Origin of the sequence: Phytoamicus setariae (assembly GCF_016722925.1) — a bacterium.
Lineage (GTDB): Bacteria > Pseudomonadota > Alphaproteobacteria > Rhizobiales > Rhizobiaceae > Rhizobium_E > Rhizobium_E setariae.
Genome location: NZ_JAEQNC010000005.1, coordinates 141,118 through 160,120, shown reverse-complemented (window position 1 = coordinate 160,120; position 19,003 = coordinate 141,118). Strand labels below are relative to the sequence as shown.

Here is a 19,003-nt window from a genome sequence, read left to right as displayed (position 1 = left end):
CTCCGGCCTCCATCTGTAACTTCGGATAGGGTACCTGAAGGCATTTTCGCACGAAGCGCAATGCGTAATTCCGGATTCCGGACATGAAAACCCCCCCGAAGTCGATGTCCAACTTTCGAGGGTCAATTCAGTTCGCGCCGTGGCTCCGATGGTGCCGAAGGGATCAGGCTGCCTTCTTCAATTCGCGCAGATTTTCGAGAATATTCTGCGGCGAGGACGCGCCGTATGGGTCGGATTCGCAGTTGTCCGCAAAGCCTTCTTCTTCGAACCACTGCTCGATCACGCCATCATTGATGACGGCGCCATAACGCCACGAGCGCATGCCGAAGCCGAGGTTATCCTTGGCGACCAGCATGCCCATCTTGCGCGTGAACTCGCCGGAGCCGTCAGGAATGAGCTTGAGGTTTTCGATGCCCTGGCTCTTGCCCCAGGCGTTCATCACGAATGCGTCATTGACCGAGATGCAGTAGATTTCATCGACGCCCTCAGCCTTGAAATCGGAAAACAGTTTTTCGAAATCGGGAAGCTGGTAGGTCGAGCATGTCGGGGTGAATGCACCCGGCAGCGAAAAGAGCACCACCCGCTTGCCGCTGAAATAGTCGCTGCTCGACTTTTCTTCCCACCGGAATGGGTTCGGGCCGCCGATCGCTTCATCGCGAACGCGTGTACGGAATGTGACGTCGGGAACTCTCTTGCCAATCATGCTTATCTCCTGCGTAGGCGCGCGGCCATCATCCATTCCGGAAAATGGCCGCTTGTAGTTTTTTGACATCCTACCCGAATTTCTATTGCAGCGCAGCAGGAAACTGCCGGCGGGAGGCGCAGGCATATCTGCCATGCATAGGTTGCATGTCTTGTTACTACAGGCCGTTGGGAAAATAGCGCAGGTAGATCTCGCTCAGCCGGCCACTGCGTGACAGGGCCAGCAAGGCGCTATCGATTGCCCGGGTAATCTGAGGCATGTCCTTGCGGGTCATCATCGCAATGCCTTCGCCCAGAAAGACGGCTGAGTAATAGGGACCACCGAGATAGGTGCAGCAATCGGCGGAATCCGCCGATTCCAGCCAGAACGAGAGCTGCAACCCGTCGCTGAATGCGGCTTGTATCTCGCCTTTCTTCAGCGCTTCGAGCATCGCCTGGCGTGAACTGTAGGGCTTTGGCTGGATAAGGGGAAAGAATGTCGTCAGCATTGCAGCATGCGCGGTGCCCTCGAGGACACCGGTCTTGCCCGGAGCAAGTTTTTCAGGGGTCGTCAGTTGTCCGGCGCTGGAGCGGGCAATGACAAAGCGGGCGGGCAGCTGCATGAAGACCCGCGAGAAGCCGTGTGTCTCGCGCAGCTCCGGGGTTATGCGCATCCCCGCCAGAACAACCTCGCCATCGCCCTTGTCCAACGCCCCCTGCAGTTCCTTGAACGGCATGGCCTCGATCTGGCAACGTTCCACCACTTTGAGCTCAGTGCATATCTCGCGGGCAAGATCCACATGAAATCCGGACAGCTTTCCCGACTGATCAAGGAAGTTGAATGGTGGAAAATCAACAGAGGTGAGGAATCGGATGCGCGGCACCGTTGCCAGATCCGGCGCTGGAATGCGCTCGCGTTGATCGAACATCAGCGGCATCGAAAGCGAGCTGCGCTCCTGTGCGGCCAGCGGCCCGCAACTCGCGGAAACGACGAATGTCAAAAAAAATGCACGCATAAGATAAAAACAACGTGACACAACCATTAGCTTCATTATTATGGGTCCAGTTTTACTCAAATGCGTTCAACGTGTGTTGTACCAGAGTTATGCGTCAGGGGGAATATTTCCAATCCGGTGGTGAAGTTTCCAGCCTTGTCGTTGGGTCGGATCCCCAGCGATTCCCGGCGTTCTGGGATGGCGCCCCGCAAGCCGAAGTAGACTCTGAGCGAGCCTTTCTCAAGAAACTTGGCTTCTCCAAGCCTTTTCTCGAAATACTCGCAAAGCGTGCCACATCGAACGGGACCTCGCTGGAGGCGGAACTGCTGGCCGATGGCCGCGTTCGCGAAGACGCCTATTATGGCGCTCTGGCGCGTGTCCTCGAACTGCCGTTCCTACCGGACATCGATCCGGCGACGATAGCCGATCGTCCCGGCGTCGATACCCAGCTCCTGCTTCCGAGGATGGTCCGATGCCACCTGCCGGACAGGGCGCCGGCAATTGCCATCGTCCCATCGGCGCGTGAAATCGCCAATGGCGAGGCGCAGATCTGTTGCATGCTCGGGATCCGCCAAAGAGTTGTAGTGACCACGCCATCCGCGATCCGCAGTGCGGTTTGGCGAGTTGGTGCGATCCGCCGCGGCAAACAGGCTTCTGAGGCTTTGTTCGATGCGCGGCCGGACCTCAGCGCCAGGATCGTGATTTCAGGGCAACAGGGCTTCGTAGCGGGCTTATGCCTGACGCCGATCGCGTTGTCTTTCTTCCTGCTTCCGAGTGCTTCGCTGCTGGTCATGCACATGTTGCTGTCGCTGTGCTATTTTCTGGCTTTATGGATCCGGGGACTGGCCAGCGTGCTCGGCGAGATCCTGACAAAACAGAGGCCGTTGCGGGATCCCGGCGAGTTGCCGGTCTATACGGTTCTGGTCGCGCTCTATCAGGAACAGGAGGTTGTCGCCCAGCTTGTCGATCGTCTCAACAAACTGAATTGGCCTCGCTCCCGGCTCGACATCAAGCTCGTGTGCGAAGAACGGGACAATGATACGATCCAGGCTCTGCGCAACTTGGAGCTCAAGCCGGAATACGAGATCGTCACCGTTCCTGATGTCGGCCCGCGCACCAAGCCGAAGGCCCTGAATTATGCGCTTGAGGCGGCTCGTGGCGATTATGTTGTCATCTACGATGCCGAGGACCGTCCGCACCCTGACCAGTTGCTGGAAGCATTCCAACGGTTCCAGCTGCGACCGGATGATGTTGCCTGCCTTCAGGCGCCGCTGATCGTCTCAAACGCGCAGGAGGGGTGGCTTTCGGCTCTGTTTGCGCTGGAGTATGCGGGCCTGTTCCGCCGTATCCTGCCGCTATTGGGAGACTTGCGGCAGCCGATGCCGCTCGGCGGCACGTCCAACCACTTCCGCATAGGGCCGTTGCGGTCAGCGGGTGGATGGGATCCCTTCAACGTCACGGAAGATGCCGATCTGGGTCTGCGATTTCACCGGCTTGGCTACCGTGCCGAGATGATCAGACGGCCGACACTGGAAGATGCGCCGACGGACAAGCGTGTATGGCTCGCCCAGCGCAGCCGATGGATGAAAGGCTGGATGCAGACCTGGCTGGTGTTGATGCGGCAGCCACGTAAGCTGAGCGGTGAATTGGGACCGGCAGGAACGCTCGTCTTTCACGTGATGATCACAGGAATGCTGCTTTCCGCGCTCGGGCACCCGCTGATCGTAGGGTTCGTGGCCCTTGCGATCTGGCGCCTGCTCAATATCGGCTTCTCCACGCCGCTGGAGCAAATGCTACTTGCACTCGATAGCTTCAACACCTTCGGATCCTACGTTCTGTTCGTGGCCATGGGCTACAAGGCAATGAGCATGGACGAGCGCCGTCGCGTGGGCGACAAGTGGCGTTATGTCCCTCTCTACTGGTTGCTCATCTCGTTGGCGGCATGGAGGGCCTTGATAGAGCTCTACACCAATCCGTTCCTGTGGCGAAAAACGCCGCATCGGCCGGCGGTGAGGATGGCCAAAACCGCCGAGACAGACGCAGTGGAGGGCAGCAGCCTTCAATCGACGCGGTAGATGGTGATTGCCAGGACATCGGTGACCGCGTGACCGGTAAGGGCAATATTGCTGTTAGCCTCGCCCAACAGCAAGGCATCGAAGCGATCGAACACGATGGCTTGGCCGTCTATGACCATTGATGTGGTTGCATTGAAGACAAACAGGCGTACTGCATCCTCGTCATCAGACACGATCGGTTCTCCGCAAAATCGCCGCATCACATGCCGGAACTGGCCGCGCCGGGTCATGATGTTGAGATCGATCGTCGGGCCGCCCTTGTTGCGGCTCGAAATATCGAGATCGCCGGAGAAAGCGAAAGGTTCACCTTTCGGGTCGAGCTCTTTCGTACTGTCGGGAAGATCGAGGCATAGCCCATCGCCGTCGAGCAGCGCGATTGTCCGGTCGATGCCGGCGAAGACGGAAAACGGTCCGTCCGCGCCGACATGGGCAATGGAGAGCCGCCAGCCGAAGTTCGAGATATCGCTGCCGGGCGGGAAGGACGCCACCTCTTCGGTGACGCCTTGCCCGTTTTTCCACGGCATGCGCTTGTGGTCGCTGTGCTTGAGAATGCGCATCAGTTGCCCAGGATGCCCGGCAGACGCAGGCCCTTTTCCCTGGCGCAATCGATGGCGATGTCATAACCGGCGTCGGCGTGACGCATGACGCCTGTGGCTGGATCGTTCCACAGCACTCGTTCAAGGCGGCGGGCCGCATCATCGGTGCCATCGGCGCAGATGACCATGCCGGAATGCTGGGAAAAGCCCATGCCGACGCCGCCGCCATGATGCAGCGACACCCAGGTGGCGCCCGACGCGGTGTTGAGCAGGGCGTTGAGCAGCGGCCAGTCGGACACGGCGTCCGAACCGTCCTTCATCGCTTCCGTCTCCCGATTGGGCGAGGCGACCGAGCCGGAATCGAGGTGGTCGCGGCCGATGACGACAGGTGCCGAGAGTTCGCCTGTGCGTACCATCTCGTTGAAGGCGAGCCCAAGGCGGTGACGATCGCCGAGGCCTACCCAGCAGATGCGAGCCGGCAGGCCCTGGAAGGAGATCCGTTCGCGGGCCATGTCCAGCCAGCGATGCAGATGCGTGTTGCCGGGGGTCAGTTCCTTCACCTTGGCGTCGGTCTTATAGATGTCCTCGGGATTGCCCGAAAGCGCTGCCCAGCGGAACGGGCCGATACCGCGGCAGAAGAGAGGGCGAATGTACGCAGGCACAAAGCCGGGGAAAGCGAAGGCGTCTTCCAGCCCTTCTTCCTTGGCGACCTGGCGGATGTTGTTGCCGTAATCGAGCGTCGGCACACCCATGTTCCAGAAGTCGACCATGGCGGCGACGTGGACCTTCATCGAAGCGCGGGCCGCCTTTTCCACCGCCTTGGGATCGCTTTCCTGCTTGGCGCGCCATTCGGCGACGGTCCAGCCGAGCGGCAGATAGCCATGGATGGGGTCATGCGCCGAGGTCTGGTCGGTGACGATATCAGGCTTGATGCCGCGCTTGACCAGTTCGGGGAAGACATCGGCAGCATTGCCGATCAGGCCGACGGACTTGGCTTCGCCGGCCTTGGTCCACTCGTCGATCATGGCGAGCGCCTCGTCCAGCGTATGCGCCTTGGCATCGACATAACGGGTGCGCAGGCGGAAATCGACGCGGGTCTCGTCGCACTCGACCGCCAGGCAGCAGGCGCCAGCCATCACGGCTGCCAGCGGCTGGGCGCCGCCCATGCCACCGAGGCCGCCGGTCAGGATCCACTTGCCTTTGAGGTTACCGTCGTAATGCTGGCGGCCGGCTTCCACGAAGGTCTCGTAGGTGCCCTGCACTATGCCCTGCGTGCCGATATAGATCCACGAGCCGGCCGTCATCTGGCCGTACATCGCAAGGCCCTTCTTATCGAGCTCGTTGAAGTGATCCCAGGTTGCCCAATGCGGCACGAGGTTGGAGTTGGCGATCAGCACGCGCGGCGCGTCCTTGTGGGTGCGGAACACACCGACCGGCTTGCCGGATTGCACCAGCAGCGTCTCATCCTCGTTCAGATCCTTCAGCGAGGCGACGATCTGGTCGAAATCCGCCCAGGTGCGGGCCGCGCGGCCGATGCCGCCATAGACGACCAGATCATGCGGACGTTCTGCAACATCGGGATCGAGATTGTTCATCAGCATGCGCATCGGCGCTTCGGTCATCCAGCTTTTGGCTGTCAGTTCGTTGCCGCGGGCAGCACGGACATCCCTGATATTGTGGCGTGGATTGGTCATGTCATTTCCCCTTATTGCTTGAGGCCGAGCGCGATGTGTTCGATGCGCTCCAGAATGGTTTTGAGATGTGCGCGCAGGCGGTCTGCCTTGGCGGGATCGTAGGCGAAGGGCGGTGCTTCGGTCGTGAGATGGGTCGATTGCGCAAGCTCCATCTGGATCGCATGCACGTTCGTCTGCGGTTTACCGTAGTGGCGCGTCGTCCAGCCGCCCTTGAAGCGGCCGTTGAGGATGCTGGTGTAGCCGGATGCCGCGGCAGCGGTTTCGACTGTGGCCTGCTCGACCGCGGCATCGCAGGTCTTGCCCATGTCGGTGCCGATGTTGAAATCCGGCAGCTTGCCCTCGAAGAGGAAGGGAATATGCGAGCGGATCGAGTGGCAGTCGTAGAGGACAGCCACACCATGGATCGCCTTGACGCGTTCGATTTCGGCAGCCAAGGCTGCGTGATAGGGCGCGTGGAAATCCCTCAGCCTTGCGGCGATGTCGGCGTCGGTCGGTGCCGAGCCTTCCTTCCAGATCGGCTTGCCGTCAAAATCCGTATCCGGAATCAGGCCGGTGGTGTTCTGGCCGGGATAGAGGCTGGCGCCTTCAGGATCGCGATTGGCGTCGATGACGTAGCGGTGGAAGGTGGCGCGCACCGTCGTCACGTTGTCGAGCAGCCCTTCATAGAGCTTGTGGATGTGCCAGTCGGTATCGGCGAGGATCTTGCCGTTGTCGTTCAGGCGTGCCCAGATATCGGTGGGAACATCGGTGCCGGTATGCGGAAAGCCGAGGATGACAGGCGAGGTGCCCTGGCGGGTTTCGAAGACGGGGGTCATCTCAGCCCTCCAAAGCCGGCAGAATCCCCGGAGAGACCGTGGCATTCAGCGCGCCGGTCGCGACAATATTGCCGGCTGCCGCAAGATCGTTTGCCATGTAGCGGTCGATTTCGAGCGTCGGTACGACTTCGCGCAACGCCTTGATGGCGTTGGCGAGTTCCGGGCTCGTGGTCAGAGGCGCGCGGAATTCGACGCCCTGCGCGGCCGTAATTGCCTCGATGCCGATGATGCCGAACAGGTTTTCGGTCATCTGCAGCAGCCGGCGCGCGCCATGGCAGGCCATCGACACGTGGTCCTCTTGGTTGGCGGAAGTCGGGGTCGAATCGACGGACGCCGGATGCGACATCTGCTTGTTTTCGCTCATCAGGGCTGCGGATGTGACCTCGGCGATCATCAGGCCGGAATTCAGGCCTGGTTTCTTTGCGAGGAAGGCCGGCAGGCCATAGGAAAGGGCAGGGTCCACAAGCAGTGCAATACGGCGCTGGGAGATCGCACCGATTTCGCAAACGGCAATCGCAATCTGGTCGGCGGCGAACGCCACCGGCTCGGCATGGAAATTGCCGCCGGAAACGACCGAGTTGTCGGACAGGACAAGCGGGTTGTCGGTGACGGCATTGGCCTCGATTTCCAGCGTGCGGCCGACCGAACGCAGCAGATCCAGGCAGGCGCCATCGACCTGCGGCTGGCAGCGGATGCAATAGGGATCCTGGACGCGCTCGTCGCCTTCGAGATGGCTCTGGCGGATCACCGAACCGGCCAGCAGGCCGCGCAGTGCCGCTGCCGTATCGATCTGGCCTTTGTGCCCACGCAATGTGTGGATGTCGGGATGGAACGGTGCCGACGAGCCCATGGCGGCATCGGTCGACATCGCGCCGGTAATCAGTGCGGCGTTTGCCGCGCGGTGAGCGCGAAACAGGCCGGCCAGCGCCAGCGCCGTCGACGTCTGGGTGCCGTTGATCAGTGCCAGGCCTTCCTTGGCGGCGAGCACCACGGGCCTTAGGCCAGCCTTCTCGAGCGCCGACTTGCCGGAAAGCCGCTCGCCCGCGAAGAAGGCTTCTCCCTCACCCATCATCACCGCGGCGAGATGGGCCAGCGGTGCAAGGTCACCCGAGGCGCCGACCGAACCCTTTTCCGGGATAACAGGCGTGACACCTTTTTCGAGCATGCCCTCGATCAGCCGGATGAGGTCCAGCCTTACGCCGGAGGCGCCGCGGCCAAGCGAAATCAGCTTCAGCGCCATGATCAGCCGCACAACGTTTTCCGCCAGCGGGTTGCCCACGCCGCAGCAATGCGACAGGATCAGGTTGCGCTGCAAGGTGGCGAGATCGGCGCTATCGATCTTGATCGAGGCGAGTTTGCCGAAGCCGGTGTTGATGCCGTAAACGGCCTCGTTGCCAGCGGCAATCTCGGCAATGCGGTCCGCGCCCCGCTGGATCGCCGCGTCGGCAGATGGATCGAGCCTTGCGGCCTCACCAGTCCAGTAGATGTTTTCGAGAACCTTGAGCGGTACGGAACCCGGATGGAGAACAACGGTCATCGATCGAACCTTTCACCCTTGAAAATACGTGCATGCAGCGGATTGAAGCCCATGCGATAAGCCAGTTCGGCGGGACTTGAGATGTCCCAGATCGCCAAATCGGCGGATTTGCCGACTTCGAGCGTGCCGGTCTCGCTGAGAAGCCCCAGAGCACGGGCGGCATTGCGCGTGGCGCCGACAAGGCATTCCTCGACAGTCAGTCCGAACAATGTCGCCGACATGTTCATGGTCAGCAGCAGTGAGGAGAGCGGCGATGTGCCGGGATTGCAATCGGTGGCGACGGCGATCGGCACGCCTGCCTTTCTGAGCGCATCGACCGGCGGCTTCTGCTTTTCGTGAATGGCATAGAACGCGCCCGGCAGCAGTACCGCGACGGTGCCGGCCTTGGCCATCGCTTCGATGCCTTCGTTGTCGAGATATTCGAGATGATCGGCAGAAAGCGCGCCATAGGCTGCCGCCAACTTCGTTCCGCCGAGATTGGAGAGCTGTTCGGCGTGCAGCTTGACCGGAATGCCGAGAGCTTTTGCATGATCGAAGACGCGGGCAATTTCGGCCGGCGAGAAGGCAATGCCTTCGCAGAAGCCGTCGACTGCATCGACCAGCCCTTCAGCATGCGCCTGCTCCATCCCCGGCAGCACGACATCGGTTATGTATTCGCCATTGCGGCCCTTGTATTCGACGGGTGTCGCATGGGCGGCAAGATAGCTAGTGACGACGCGGACGGGACGAACGAGTTCGAGAGCCCGGGCGGCGCGCAGCATGTTCAGCTCGGCCTCGATATTCAGCCCGTAGCCGGATTTCACTTCAATGGTGGTGACGCCCTCGGAGATCAGCGTATCGAGGCGGGGCAGCGCTGACTTCATCAGTTCTTCGACGCTGAGCGCGTTGGTCGCCTTGACCGATGAGACGATGCCGCCGCCGGCGCGGGCGATTTCCTCGTAGCTGGCGCCCTCTAGGCGCATCTCGAATTCACGGGCGCGGTTGCCGCCGTGGACGATATGGGTGTGGCAATCGATGAGGCCGGGCGTGACCCAGCGGCCTTCGAGATCGATTTCCTCGGCATTGTCGCGGAGAGCGACAGGCAGGCCTGATCGCGGGCCGGCATAGAGGATGCGTCCGGCTTCAATGGCGACCGCGCCGTCTTCGATAATCCCCAGTCCCTCACGGCCTGTTGCCAGGGTCGCGACGGAACCATTCGCCCATATCTGAACCAGCTTCGACATAAGATATGCTTCCCCGTGTTTTTTGTTGCATCTTCAGTCGCTGGGTAATATGTATATACTTAATGTGCCGAAACGCAAGCGGCATTTGTGCAGAATCTGTCGGGAGGTTGTCATGGCGGTGGTATTTGCGGAACGTGCACTGGGGCCGTCGGGCTGGCTCGACAATGTGAGGATGACGGCGTCCGAAGGTCGTTTTACCGCGATCGAAGCCAACCAGCAGCCGGTCGCGGGCGATGAAATCCACAAGCTGATTGTGCCCGGTATGGCCAACCTTCACAGCCATGCATTCCAGCGGGCAATGGCGGGTCTGGCGGAGACGCGCGGCCCGGGTGACGATTCCTTCTGGAGTTGGCGCAACATCATGTATCGCTTCGCGCTGTCGATGGCGCCGGAGCAGGTCGAGGCCGTCGCCAGCCAGCTCTACATGGAAATGCTCGAAGCCGGGTTTACCCGCGTTGGCGAGTTCCACTACCTGCATCATGACAAGTCGGGCGAACCCTATGCCGATCTTGCCGAGATGGCTGCAAGAGTTGCCGCAGCGTCGGCGCAAACCGGCATTGGCCTCACCTTGTTGCCGGTCTACTATGCCAATTCCGGCTTCGGCGGTGCCGAGCCAGCCGAAGGCCAGCGGCGTTTCATCAATACCCCTGACCGGTACGCCCGGCTGCTGGAAGCCTGCCGGGCAATCGTCGGCAGGACCGATGGTGCCAATCTGGGTATCGCACCGCATAGCCTGAGGGCGGTGACGCCGGACTCACTGCGCGCGGTGCTGCCGTTGATGCCGGATGGGCCGATCCACATCCACATTTCTGAACAAGTCAAGGAAGTCGAGGATTGCATCGCTTGGTCGGGGCGGCGTCCGGTCGAGTGGCTATTGGAAAATTTTGACGTCGATGCGCGCTGGTGCCTGATCCACGCCACCCACATGACCGACGACGAGACGCGCGCCATGGCGCAAAGCGGCGCCGTTGCCGGGCTTTGCCCGATCACTGAAGCCAATCTGGGTGACGGCACATTCCCGGCAGCCGCTTTCATGGATGCGGGTGGCGCCTGGGGCATCGGCTCGGATTCCAACATTCTGATCGGCATTGCCGATGAGTTGCGGCAGTTGGAGTATTCCCAGCGTCTGGCGCATCGTGCCCGCAACGTCATCGCCCAGCCGAACGGTTCGACCGGCCGTCGGCTGTTCGATGCCGCCGTTTCGGGCGGCGCTCAAGCCATGGGCGCCAGTAGTGGGTTGCAGGTCGGCAATTCAGCGGATTTCGCAAGTCTTCGCCCCAAGCATGTGGAATTTACAGACGACAGGCTTCTGGACCGCTTTATTTTCGCGCAAGGAGCCGATATCGATTGCGTGTGGGTGCGCGGCGTCAAGCAGGTTCGAGACGGGCGGCACGTGGCGCGCGAGCAGGTCTCGGCCCGGTTCGGCAACGTCATGCGCGAACTGGTCGCTGGCTTGTAGCCGCTTCGGAAACGGGGAAAGCTGGACTGGATGACAGTGTCTCAGACGATTGCCGGCGCAAATACCGAACTTTCGTTGCATCAGCGCATTGTCAATGAAATCGAAGGCAGGATCTTGTCCGGCGAGTGGCCGCCCGGCCACCGGCTGCCATTCGAGCTTGAACTCGCCGAGCAATATGGTTGTTCGCGGATGACCGTCAACAAGGCGATGGCCCAACTGGCGAGGACCGGGTTGATCGAGCGGCGGAAGAAATCCGGCAGTTTCGTCATCCAGCCGCACGCGCAGTCGGCGGTACTTGAAATCAGTGAAATCAAGCAGGAGGTCGAAGGGCTCGGCAAGACCTATCGTTACAAACGCGCCTCACGGGAGATGCGCAAGGCGACGAGCGACGATCGTGCCCTCCTCGACCTTTCCGCCTCCGGCAAGGTGGTCGAGGTGACTGCGCTTCACTATGCGGGAGAGCGGGTCTTCTGCTTCGAGGAGCGCCTGATCAATCTGGCAGCCGTACCGGAAGCTGCCGAAGAAACATTTGCCGACACGGCGCCGGGCAGTTGGTTGCTGCAGCAGGTACCGTGGAGTGCGGCCGAGCACAAGATCAAAGCAGTCGCGGCGGACGATGACATTGCCAGCGCGCTCTCTATCCCTCCGGGCTCAGCGTGTCTGGTGGTGGAGCGTCGCACCTCGATGCAGGGCACCTTCATCACCCATGTCCGGCTCACCTATCTCGGCTCGAGCCACGAGCTTGTGGCGCGCTTCACGCCGTCGCAGACCGGCCAGATCTAGTTGTAGAGCTTGAGCGAAACTGCGAGCGTTTGCGGTATCGGGTTCCAGAGGCCTGTGCGCAAGCCTGCCTCGCGCAACGCCCACGCCGTCCATGTATTGCAGCCGACCAGGATGTTGAAGAATCCGTTTGCCTCGAAGAAGGCGTCGTAGCGGCCGTAGCCAGCACCTGGAATCGGCACTGGAGTTTCCTTATCGAGCGCAAAGCTCGACTGGATGAAGACCAGCATGCGTTCGAAGCCGGCCTCGTCCACCTCGTGACGCGTGATCGCTGGCGCGTCGACCGGTAGCATCCCGGCGACATCGACATGCATCACCGATTTGTCGATGGTCAGTGCGCGGAGCACCGGCAGCGGCTTGAGGTCGGCCCAGCGCGGTGTTTCCAGGTAAAAGGAACGGCCACCCCAACCGAAGACCAGATACCTGACGGCCGGATTGTCGATCGGGACGCCGGCTGCAGACAAAAATCCGAAGCGGGCGCGGATGGCAGCGTCCACCGGAATGGCGATGTCGGTGTGGATCGGATTGGAGAGCACGAGAATTTGCCGTGTCTCGGTCGAAGACCCGGCGGCTTCGGCAGTTGGCCAAAGAGGGCGTGGCAGGAATGTACCGACCGCGATCAATAGCGCTACGAGCAGAGTTCCGGTCAGGAGCCGCCGCCATACGCGTATTGCCATGTTTGCCTCTGTGCGTGTCGGCATGATCATCCCGGGAATTGCTGCCCCATATCGATCAGAACAAAAAATACCTCTGCGCCATAGGCAACACGGTCGCCGGTTCGCAGGTCAACAGGACGCCATCGGCGCGCACTTCATAGGTTTCCGGGTCGACCTCGACATGCGGGGTCAGGTCGTTGTGGATCATCGATTTCTTTGAAATTCCACCGCGGGTGTTCCGGACCGGCAGCAGTTTTTTGGCGACGCCGAGCTTTTGCGTGAGCCCAGCATCCAGAGACGCCTGCGACACGAAGGTCACCGACGAATTGGTGCGCAGCTTGCCGAAGGCGGCGAACATCGGCCGGTAGTGCATGGGCTGGGGCGTCGGGATCGAAGCGTTGGGATCGCCCATCGGCGCGGCCGCAATCGAGCCGCCGAGCAGCACCATGTCGGGCTTGACGCCGAAGAAGGCCGGAGACCAGAGAACCAGGTCGGCGCGCTTGCCCACCTCGATCGAACCGATCTCGTGGCTGAGACCATGGGCGATAGCCGGATTGATGGTGTATTTGGCGATGTAGCGCCTGACGCGCATGTTGTCGTTGTCGCCTGTCTCTTCCTTGAGAGGACCGCGCTGCCGCTTCATCTTGTCGGCTGTTTGCCAGGTGCGGATCGCCACTTCGCCGACGCGGCCCATGGCCTGGCTGTCCGAGGAAATAATCGAGAAGGCACCTAGGTCATGCAGAATGTCTTCGGCAGCAATGGTCTCCTTGCGGATGCGGCTTTCGGCAAACGCAATGTCCTCGGGGATCGATGGGCTAAGATGGTGGCAGACCATCAGCATGTCGAGGTGTTCGGCCAGCGTGTTGTGTGTGTAGGGCCGGGTCGGATTTGTCGAGGACGGGATGACATTCGGCTGGCCGCAAATGCGGATGATGTCCGGGGCATGGCCGCCGCCCGCGCCTTCGGTGTGGAAGGCATGGATCGTGCGGCCCTTGATCGCGGCGATCGTATCCTCGACGAAGCCGGATTCGTTGAGGGTGTCGGTGTGGATCATCACCTGCACGTCATATTCGTCGGCGACCGACAGGCAGCAGTCGATGGCGGCGGGCGTGGTGCCCCAGTCCTCGTGAAGCTTCAGCGAGGACGCCCCCGCGAGCACCATTTCCTCGAGTGCTGCGGGCAGGGATGCATTGCCCTTGCCTGCCAGCGCAAGATTCATCGGGAAGGCGTCGAAACTCTCGATCATGCGCTCGATATGCCAGGCGCCGGTGCAGGTGGTGGCAAGCGTGCCGTGTGCGGGGCCGCTGCCACCGCCGAGCATGGTGGTTATGCCGCTCATCAGCGCTTCCTCGATCTGCTGGGGGCAGATGAAGTGGATATGGGCATCCATGCCGCCGGCGGTCAGGATCTTGCCTTCGCCGGCGATCGCTTCCGTCGAAGGTCCGACGATAATCGTTATGCCCGGCTGCGTGTCCGGGTTTCCCGCCTTGCCGATTGCGGCGATGCGGCCGTCCTTGAGCCCGACATCGGCCTTGTAAATGCCACTGTGGTCGACAATCAGCGCATTGGTGATGACCGTGTCGACGGCGCCCTGCGCGCGCGTCGCCTGGCTCTGGCCCATGCCGTCGCGAATGACCTTGCCGCCGCCGAATTTCACCTCTTCCCCATAGATGGTGAAATCCTTCTCGACCTCGACGAGCAGCTCGGTATCTGCAAGCCGCACCTTGTCTCCCGTCGTCGGGCCGAACATGGAGGCGTAAGCCGCACGGGACATCTTGTAGGACATGGGGATCAGGCTCCTGAGGCGGGTCGCATCAATCTATCTTGTAAAATACGGTTCAACTTACGTTCGGCAATCCGGGCCTCCACCCATTGCCGCTCGGCCTCCCATGGGTGCCATTCCCAGCCCTGATGACCGAAGCCCACGATGGAGACGCGGTCGGTGGGCAGGCGGAACACGCCGAGGACTTCGGCAAGCGCAACAAGGCCGGTCGACGGCACGACATAGGGCGTTGGTGCATAGGCCGCGAGCTCGCGGTCCAGTCGGTCGTGCGTTGTTGCCGGGATGACATGCAACGCCTTTCCGGTCTGGTTTGCGAAATCCGCAAAGCCTTCTGTGTAGTCGTCGCAGAAATCATCGAGTTCAGGGTGGCTGATCGCCAGTGGCGCGCGCATCGCGGCAAATCGGGCGGGATCGCGCACGCACCAGATGGACGAGGCAGACGACACGGCCGGGTTCTGCTTCCAGCCGGGTCCTTCGAGCATCGCCTTGCCTGGGCGTCCGGTGTTGCAGACCACGACGATGTCGGTCTTGCTTCCCCCAGCGCCTACAGAGCGGCAATCGTTGAAACGCATCACAATGTCGGCGGCATCGATCACGTTACCTAGACCCGGATCGATCGCTCCATTGCCGACAATTACGACGCTGCGTCCCATCCGGTCAGTTTCCCATGCCCTGCACCAGTTCCTTGAGCTCCTTGGTGCGTGTCTGCGTGAGGGTCGCCATGCATCCGTTGATCAGCATCGGCTGCATGGAGCCGCCGACCGCTTCGTAGCCCACGCCATCGCAATGGCCGTCGCGATAGTCGATCCAGGCGCGTTGGGCCTTTTTCAACGCCTTGACCGCGCCGACATAGTCAGGTCCCATCTCGGCGGCCTCCTTGTCGACCTCTGCCTGGCTGGCGAGCGCCTGCTTGTAGACGGCATTCAGTTCCTTGTCGGCAGTTTCGAAGTCCTGATAGGAGCACTGGTTCATGTCCGCCTGCGTCTGGGCGTTGGCGCAATCAACAGGCGGGTCTTCCTGGGCGAGCGCGGCGCTCGCGCCCGATGCAATAACTAGGAACGCAAAAGCAATATTCTTCATCGGGTTTCTCCCTAAATGGATTTGCCTACAGTTTGCCCATCACCTGCTGGCGGAAGCCATAGACTTCGCGCTTTCCCGAAAGTGGGATGAGTTGCACGGACCGTTTCTGGCCCGGCTCGAAGCGCACGGCTGTTCCCGAGGGAATATCCAGCCGCATGCCGCGCGTTTTCTCCCGGTCGAAGTCAAGACCGGCATTGGTCTCGTAGAAATGGTAGTGCGAGCCGACCTGGATTGGCCGGTCACCGGTATTGGCGACCTCAAGGGTTATTGTCGGCCGGCCTGAATTGAGTTCGATGTCGCCCTGGGCGGGGATCAATTCACCGGGGATCATGTTCTGGTTCCTCAGCGGATGGGTTCGTGGACGGTCACCAGTTTGGTGCCATCGGGGAAAGTGGCTTCCACCTGCACGTCGTGGATCATTTCGGCGATGCCCTCCATCACCTGGTCGCGGGTGATGACATGGGCGCCCGCCTCCATCAGGTCGGCAACGGCGCGGCCGTCGCGGGCACCTTCAACGACGAAATCGCTGATCAGCGCAATGGCTTCGGGGTAGTTGAGCTTGACGCCTCGCTCCAGTCGCTTGCGGGCGACCATTGCCGCCATCGCAACCAGCAGCTTGTCTTTTTCACGAGGGGAGAGGTTCATCGAGCGCTCCGCAAAGATCATGCTATGAATAGAGAAACCAGTCGCCGCCGGACTGCGCGCCGCACCAAATCAGTGTGGACCGCAGATCTAGAGGCTCCACACTTTCGGTGGCGGTTCGCCATTTCGCAAGAGCGAAATGGCCGGGATGAGAATTTTCCTGAGGGCATAACCGTCGCTGGCGACGAAGCGGACCACCAGCTTGCCGTTCCACTGGCTGGCGGCTGCCGTGCCGTTTGCAAGCAGACTGCGCAGTTTTGGCAGCAGCACCTCGGATCTGCGGCCGCAATAGAGCAGGGTGGCAAAGGCCATGTTGCCGGCGAGCACTGGCGATCTCGCCGTCAGGGCTTCGATATCGCCCGACAGGCACACATCTTCGGCATGGATGAGCACGCCGTTGCGGCGCACCCGCCAGCGGTCGCGGAAGTGACCGGACTGGACGATTTCGCCCATCGCCTTGCGGCCGAGGAGTACGGCTTCCAGGGCGACGAATTCGGCGGTTTCGGCGAGATCGACGTCAAGCGTACGCTGCAGTGCACTCCGATTGAAAAGGATCGTCTCCTGTGGCAGCCAGTGCAATTCCGCTCCGTCTCCGACAGTGAGCGTTGAATTCACTTCCGCATTTCCGCCTGAAGACTTGTAGATTCTCTCGCAGGCCTGGGTGGTGACGGTGATCGACGTGCCTGTGCCTGCTTCAACCTGCCACGCGATGCTGTCGCCACCTGTCAGGCCCCCGGCTGTGTTGATCAGCACCGCCTCCATCCTGCCGTCGAAGGATTGCGGCATCCGCATCTTGGCAGCGCCTTCCTGATAGAACACCTGCAAACGCGTACAGTCGCCTGCCGACTTGGCAACCAGACGGGCGGTACCCCTGGCGCGTTGGGGATGCTGTCCGGCATCGGGCACCGTGGTGTCTGTGGCAATCGCGTCCAATATCGCTCCGTTTGAAGCTCTTGTGCCAAGAGTGCCCATAGGGCGCCTTAGGGAATGTTCGATTGCGTGACCATTGCACGGCTGACGGCGGGTGGCTACTGCCAGCCATTGACAACTTCGCCAACTGAAATGCTGGAAGGATCCGCACTCCAGATTGACCTGAAGCTGAAATCGTTATATAGATAAGTGGAAATATAGCTATATGGAAATATAAAATGCAACAATCCGCCACCCAGCTCGACCTCGTTTTTGGGGCACTGGCCGACCCGACGCGCCGGGCAATCCTGGCACGCCTGGCGGCGGGGCAGGCGACGGTCAACGAACTAGTCGAGCCGTTCAAGTTGACCCAGCCGACGATCTCCAAGCATCTCAAGGTGCTGGAAGGCGCAGGGCTGGTGACGCGCGGACGTCAGCAGCAGTTTCGTCCTGTCGTGCTCAATGCGGAGCCACTGCGCCAGGCGATGGGCTGGATCGGCGACTACCGCCGTTTCTGGGACGAGAGCCTCGATCAGCTGGGCGACTATGTGAAGGAACTTCAGCAAAAGGAACAGAGTGATGAACATCAGTGAAAAACTCGAAGCGGTCGAGGATCGCGAACTTGTCATTACCCGTGTCTACGACGCTCCGGCGCGTCTGTTGTTTCTCGCCTATTCCAGGCCCGAGCACATGATGCGATGGTTCGGCCCCAAGGGCTGGCCGTTGACGAAATGCGAGATGGATTTTCGTGTCGGCGGCGAATTCCACTTCGCCATGACCAGCAGCGAAGGCGAGGCAGGCCCGCCTTTCGGCGGCAAGTATCTGGAAATCATCCCGAACAAGAAGATCAAATACGACAATGGGTTTGAAGAACCCGGCAACGGCCGGATGCTTGTAACCGTTCTTTTCGAAGAACAGGATGGCAAGACGACGCTGACCGTCAGCACGGTTTTCGATACCGCTGCCATGAAGAAAGAATACATCGGCCTGGGCATCGAGGAAGGCATGAATTCCGGCTTCGACAATCTCGAAGAGCTGGTGGCGGAGCTCAAGGCCGTTGGTTGACTTCCGTTTGCGGGCACATTGCAATGGCGGCGGGCAACAGTTCCCGCCGACTGCATTTCCACATTTGTTTGGCTACTGCCGCAGGCTTCACTTTCACGAATTTTTCTTTGCTAACTTTCTTTTAACCATAATGGGGTCTTACTGAGGTCACTCAAATTTTGTGCACTGCACGCCTTCCTTTCACCAAATTTGGCGTCAAGAAGGCTAGCTTACGGAGCTTTTGCAACAGTCAAGGCCAAAGGTTGGACAATCAACCGATTAGCGACGGACAGATTTATGAACGCCGCCCGGGCCTGGATTGCGATCTCAGGCCTGGGTGTTTGGATTCGGGGACTTTGGAAATATGGAAACTGCAAATTTGGCAGCCGCGCATGCTGATGTGACGCTGTGGTCGCTCTTCATGCAGGCGGGCTTTGTCGTCAAGCTTGTGATGATCGGCCTCATTGGCGCGTCCGTCTGGACCTGGGCGATGGTTGTCGACAAGTTCGTCAGCTACAACCGGGCCCGCAAGCAGCTCGACAGTTTCGAACAGGTCTTCTGGTCCGGCCAGTCGCTTGAGGAACTCTACCGCACGCTTTCGGAACGACAGGTTTCGGGAATGGCGGCGATCTTCGTGGGCGCCATGCGGGAATGGAAGAAGTCCTTCGAACGCGGAGCGCGCTCGCCAATCGGCCTGCAGATGCGTATCGACCGCGCCATGGACGTCACGCTCGCCCGTGAAAGCGAAACGCTGGAAGCCCGGCTTTCTTCGCTTGCAACGATCGGTTCAGCCGCGCCGTTCATCGGCCTTTTCGGCACCGTCATCGGTATCATGACCTCGTTCCAGGGCATCGCTGCCTCGAAGTCGACCAATCTCGCGGTTGTCGCGCCGGGTATTGCTGAAGCGCTGCTGGCCACGGCTATCGGCCTGGTCGCCGCTATCCCCGCCGTCATTGCCTACAACAAGTTCTCGGGTGACGCCGGCAAGCTGATCGGCCGCATGGAATCCTTCGCCGACGAATTCTCCGCCATTCTCTCGCGCCAGATCGACGAGCGGCTTCAGCCGCGCGCCGCTGCGCAGTAACGGGGAGGTT

The 19,003-nt window shown here is 60.7% G+C and carries 20 protein-coding genes; 6 read left to right on the top strand and 14 right to left on the bottom strand.

Features of this window, described 5'->3' with window-relative positions; translation table 11 throughout:
* Positions 1-163: 163 nt before the first annotated feature.
* Together JJB09_RS10605 and JJB09_RS10600 are read right to left on the bottom strand one after the other, a co-directional pair.
* Positions 164-703 carry a peroxiredoxin gene (locus JJB09_RS10605; RefSeq protein WP_201657283.1) on the bottom strand — a complete coding sequence of 180 codons (540 nt, stop codon included), beginning with the start codon at positions 701-703 and terminating at the stop codon, positions 164-166.
* Between the two features lie 157 nt (positions 704-860).
* Positions 861-1,697, bottom strand: a complete 837-nt coding sequence (locus tag JJB09_RS10600) for a transporter substrate-binding domain-containing protein (protein ID WP_201657280.1) — start codon at positions 1,695-1,697, stop codon at positions 861-863.
* An 89-nt stretch (positions 1,698-1,786) separates the two neighbouring features.
* Here JJB09_RS10600 and JJB09_RS10595 point away from each other — a divergent pair, with 89 nt between their 5' ends.
* Entirely contained in the window at positions 1,787-3,751 is a 1,965-nt protein-coding gene (locus tag JJB09_RS10595; RefSeq protein WP_201657277.1) for a glycosyltransferase, read from the top strand.
* Here the strand turns inward: JJB09_RS10595 and JJB09_RS10590 are convergent.
* From JJB09_RS10590 to hutI, 5 genes are read right to left on the bottom strand one after another with little or no spacing between them, the layout of a single operon-like run.
* Positions 3,736-4,308, bottom strand: a complete 573-nt coding sequence (locus JJB09_RS10590; protein ID WP_201657274.1) for a HutD/Ves family protein — start codon at positions 4,306-4,308, stop codon at positions 3,736-3,738. The genes JJB09_RS10595 and JJB09_RS10590 overlap by 16 nt on opposite strands.
* Positions 4,308-5,981, bottom strand: a complete 1,674-nt coding sequence (gene hutU, locus JJB09_RS10585) for a urocanate hydratase (protein WP_201657271.1) — start codon at positions 5,979-5,981, stop codon at positions 4,308-4,310. The genes JJB09_RS10590 and hutU overlap by 1 nt, the downstream gene beginning before the upstream one ends.
* Before the next feature lie 11 nt (positions 5,982-5,992).
* Positions 5,993-6,796: an N-formylglutamate deformylase gene (hutG, locus tag JJB09_RS10580; protein WP_201657268.1), complete on the bottom strand. Its 804-nt coding sequence runs from the start codon at positions 6,794-6,796 to the stop codon at positions 5,993-5,995.
* A 1-nt stretch (position 6,797) separates the two neighbouring features.
* A complete protein-coding gene (gene hutH, locus JJB09_RS10575) occupies positions 6,798-8,333 on the bottom strand; it encodes a histidine ammonia-lyase (RefSeq protein WP_201657265.1) in 1,536 nt (511 codons plus the stop codon).
* Positions 8,330-9,556 (bottom strand): imidazolonepropionase, encoded by a 1,227-nt coding sequence (gene hutI, locus JJB09_RS10570; protein WP_201657262.1) that lies wholly within the window; start codon positions 9,554-9,556, stop codon positions 8,330-8,332. Before hutI ends, hutH begins: the two co-directional genes overlap by 4 nt.
* Before the next feature lie 112 nt (positions 9,557-9,668).
* Between hutI and JJB09_RS10565 the strand changes: the two genes are divergently transcribed.
* Together JJB09_RS10565 and hutC are read left to right on the top strand one after the other, a co-directional pair.
* Complete coding sequence (locus tag JJB09_RS10565; protein ID WP_201657259.1) at positions 9,669-11,015, top strand: formimidoylglutamate deiminase; 1,347 nt, start codon at positions 9,669-9,671, stop codon at positions 11,013-11,015.
* A 30-nt stretch (positions 11,016-11,045) separates the two neighbouring features.
* On the top strand, positions 11,046-11,798 hold the full coding sequence (hutC, locus tag JJB09_RS10560) for a histidine utilization transcriptional repressor HutC (RefSeq protein WP_201657256.1): 753 nt from the start codon (positions 11,046-11,048) through the stop codon (positions 11,796-11,798).
* On the opposite strand, the gene JJB09_RS10555 is transcribed toward hutC, so the two are convergent.
* The 7 genes from JJB09_RS10555 to JJB09_RS10525 all read right to left on the bottom strand — a co-directional run bounded on the left by JJB09_RS10555 (position 11,795) and on the right by JJB09_RS10525 (position 16,880).
* Positions 11,795-12,472: a TIGR02117 family protein gene (locus JJB09_RS10555; protein WP_201657253.1), complete on the bottom strand. Its 678-nt coding sequence runs from the start codon at positions 12,470-12,472 to the stop codon at positions 11,795-11,797. The two genes, hutC and JJB09_RS10555, sit on opposite strands and share 4 nt — an antisense overlap.
* A 55-nt stretch (positions 12,473-12,527) precedes the next feature.
* Positions 12,528-14,237: an urease subunit alpha gene (gene ureC / locus JJB09_RS10550; protein ID WP_201657250.1), complete on the bottom strand. Its 1,710-nt coding sequence runs from the start codon at positions 14,235-14,237 to the stop codon at positions 12,528-12,530.
* Positions 14,238-14,242: 5 nt separating this feature from the next.
* The gene (locus tag JJB09_RS10545; protein ID WP_201657247.1) at positions 14,243-14,887 is read right to left on the bottom strand and encodes a glycosyltransferase family 29 protein; all 645 of its coding nucleotides are present in this window, start codon (positions 14,885-14,887) and stop codon (positions 14,243-14,245) included.
* 4 nt (positions 14,888-14,891) lie between these two features.
* Positions 14,892-15,314, bottom strand: coding sequence for a lysozyme inhibitor LprI family protein (locus JJB09_RS10540; RefSeq protein ID WP_201657244.1), 423 nt, complete (start codon positions 15,312-15,314; stop codon positions 14,892-14,894).
* Positions 15,315-15,339: 25 nt separating this feature from the next.
* Positions 15,340-15,645 (bottom strand): urease subunit beta, encoded by a 306-nt coding sequence (locus tag JJB09_RS10535; protein ID WP_201657241.1) that lies wholly within the window; start codon positions 15,643-15,645, stop codon positions 15,340-15,342.
* 11 nt (positions 15,646-15,656) lie between these two features.
* Positions 15,657-15,959 carry an urease subunit gamma gene (locus JJB09_RS10530; protein WP_201657238.1) on the bottom strand — a complete coding sequence of 101 codons (303 nt, stop codon included), beginning with the start codon at positions 15,957-15,959 and terminating at the stop codon, positions 15,657-15,659.
* Positions 15,960-16,046: 87 nt separating this feature from the next.
* Positions 16,047-16,880 (bottom strand): urease accessory protein UreD, encoded by an 834-nt coding sequence (locus tag JJB09_RS10525; RefSeq protein ID WP_425523712.1) that lies wholly within the window; start codon positions 16,878-16,880, stop codon positions 16,047-16,049.
* Positions 16,881-17,104: 224 nt separating this feature from the next.
* Between JJB09_RS10525 and JJB09_RS10520 the strand changes: the two genes are divergently transcribed.
* The 3 genes from JJB09_RS10520 to tolQ all read left to right on the top strand — a co-directional run bounded on the left by JJB09_RS10520 (position 17,105) and on the right by tolQ (position 18,993).
* On the top strand, positions 17,105-17,458 hold the full coding sequence (locus tag JJB09_RS10520) for an ArsR/SmtB family transcription factor (RefSeq protein WP_201657232.1): 354 nt from the start codon (positions 17,105-17,107) through the stop codon (positions 17,456-17,458).
* The gene (locus JJB09_RS10515; RefSeq protein ID WP_201657229.1) at positions 17,445-17,930 is read left to right on the top strand and encodes an SRPBCC domain-containing protein; all 486 of its coding nucleotides are present in this window, start codon (positions 17,445-17,447) and stop codon (positions 17,928-17,930) included. Before JJB09_RS10520 ends, JJB09_RS10515 begins: the two co-directional genes overlap by 14 nt.
* A gap of 343 nt (positions 17,931-18,273) precedes the next feature.
* Positions 18,274-18,993, top strand: coding sequence for a protein TolQ (gene tolQ, locus JJB09_RS10510; protein ID WP_201657227.1), 720 nt, complete (start codon positions 18,274-18,276; stop codon positions 18,991-18,993).
* Positions 18,994-19,003 lie beyond the last annotated feature (10 nt).

What these genes read in the sequence shown, in the direction of transcription:
- JJB09_RS10545 (WP_201657247.1), bottom strand. Translation starts at nt 14,887, where the DNA reads ATGGGACGCAGCGTCGTAATTGTCGGCAATGGAGCGATCGATCCGGGT.
- JJB09_RS10535 (WP_201657241.1), bottom strand. Translation starts at nt 15,645, where the DNA reads ATGATCCCCGGTGAATTGATCCCCGCCCAGGGCGACATCGAACTCAAT.
- JJB09_RS10605 (WP_201657283.1), bottom strand. Translation starts at nt 703, where the DNA reads ATGATTGGCAAGAGAGTTCCCGACGTCACATTCCGTACACGCGTTCGC.
- hutU (WP_201657271.1), bottom strand. Translation starts at nt 5,981, where the DNA reads ATGACCAATCCACGCCACAATATCAGGGATGTCCGTGCTGCCCGCGGC.
- hutI (WP_201657262.1), bottom strand. Translation starts at nt 9,556, where the DNA reads ATGTCGAAGCTGGTTCAGATATGGGCGAATGGTTCCGTCGCGACCCTG.
- JJB09_RS10530 (WP_201657238.1), bottom strand. Translation starts at nt 15,959, where the DNA reads ATGAACCTCTCCCCTCGTGAAAAAGACAAGCTGCTGGTTGCGATGGCG.
- ureC (WP_201657250.1), bottom strand. Translation starts at nt 14,237, where the DNA reads ATGTCCTACAAGATGTCCCGTGCGGCTTACGCCTCCATGTTCGGCCCG.
- JJB09_RS10600 (WP_201657280.1), bottom strand. Translation starts at nt 1,697, where the DNA reads ATGCGTGCATTTTTTTTGACATTCGTCGTTTCCGCGAGTTGCGGGCCG.
- JJB09_RS10590 (WP_201657274.1), bottom strand. Translation starts at nt 4,308, where the DNA reads ATGCGCATTCTCAAGCACAGCGACCACAAGCGCATGCCGTGGAAAAAC.
- JJB09_RS10555 (WP_201657253.1), bottom strand. Translation starts at nt 12,472, where the DNA reads ATGGCAATACGCGTATGGCGGCGGCTCCTGACCGGAACTCTGCTCGTA.
- JJB09_RS10595 (WP_201657277.1), top strand. Translation starts at nt 1,787, where the DNA reads ATGCGTCAGGGGGAATATTTCCAATCCGGTGGTGAAGTTTCCAGCCTT.
- JJB09_RS10515 (WP_201657229.1), top strand. Translation starts at nt 17,445, where the DNA reads ATGAACATCAGTGAAAAACTCGAAGCGGTCGAGGATCGCGAACTTGTC.
- hutH (WP_201657265.1), bottom strand. Translation starts at nt 8,333, where the DNA reads ATGACCGTTGTTCTCCATCCGGGTTCCGTACCGCTCAAGGTTCTCGAA.
- JJB09_RS10520 (WP_201657232.1), top strand. Translation starts at nt 17,105, where the DNA reads ATGCAACAATCCGCCACCCAGCTCGACCTCGTTTTTGGGGCACTGGCC.
- hutC (WP_201657256.1), top strand. Translation starts at nt 11,046, where the DNA reads ATGACAGTGTCTCAGACGATTGCCGGCGCAAATACCGAACTTTCGTTG.
- JJB09_RS10540 (WP_201657244.1), bottom strand. Translation starts at nt 15,314, where the DNA reads ATGAAGAATATTGCTTTTGCGTTCCTAGTTATTGCATCGGGCGCGAGC.
- tolQ (WP_201657227.1), top strand. Translation starts at nt 18,274, where the DNA reads ATGGAAACTGCAAATTTGGCAGCCGCGCATGCTGATGTGACGCTGTGG.
- JJB09_RS10565 (WP_201657259.1), top strand. Translation starts at nt 9,669, where the DNA reads ATGGCGGTGGTATTTGCGGAACGTGCACTGGGGCCGTCGGGCTGGCTC.
- hutG (WP_201657268.1), bottom strand. Translation starts at nt 6,796, where the DNA reads ATGACCCCCGTCTTCGAAACCCGCCAGGGCACCTCGCCTGTCATCCTC.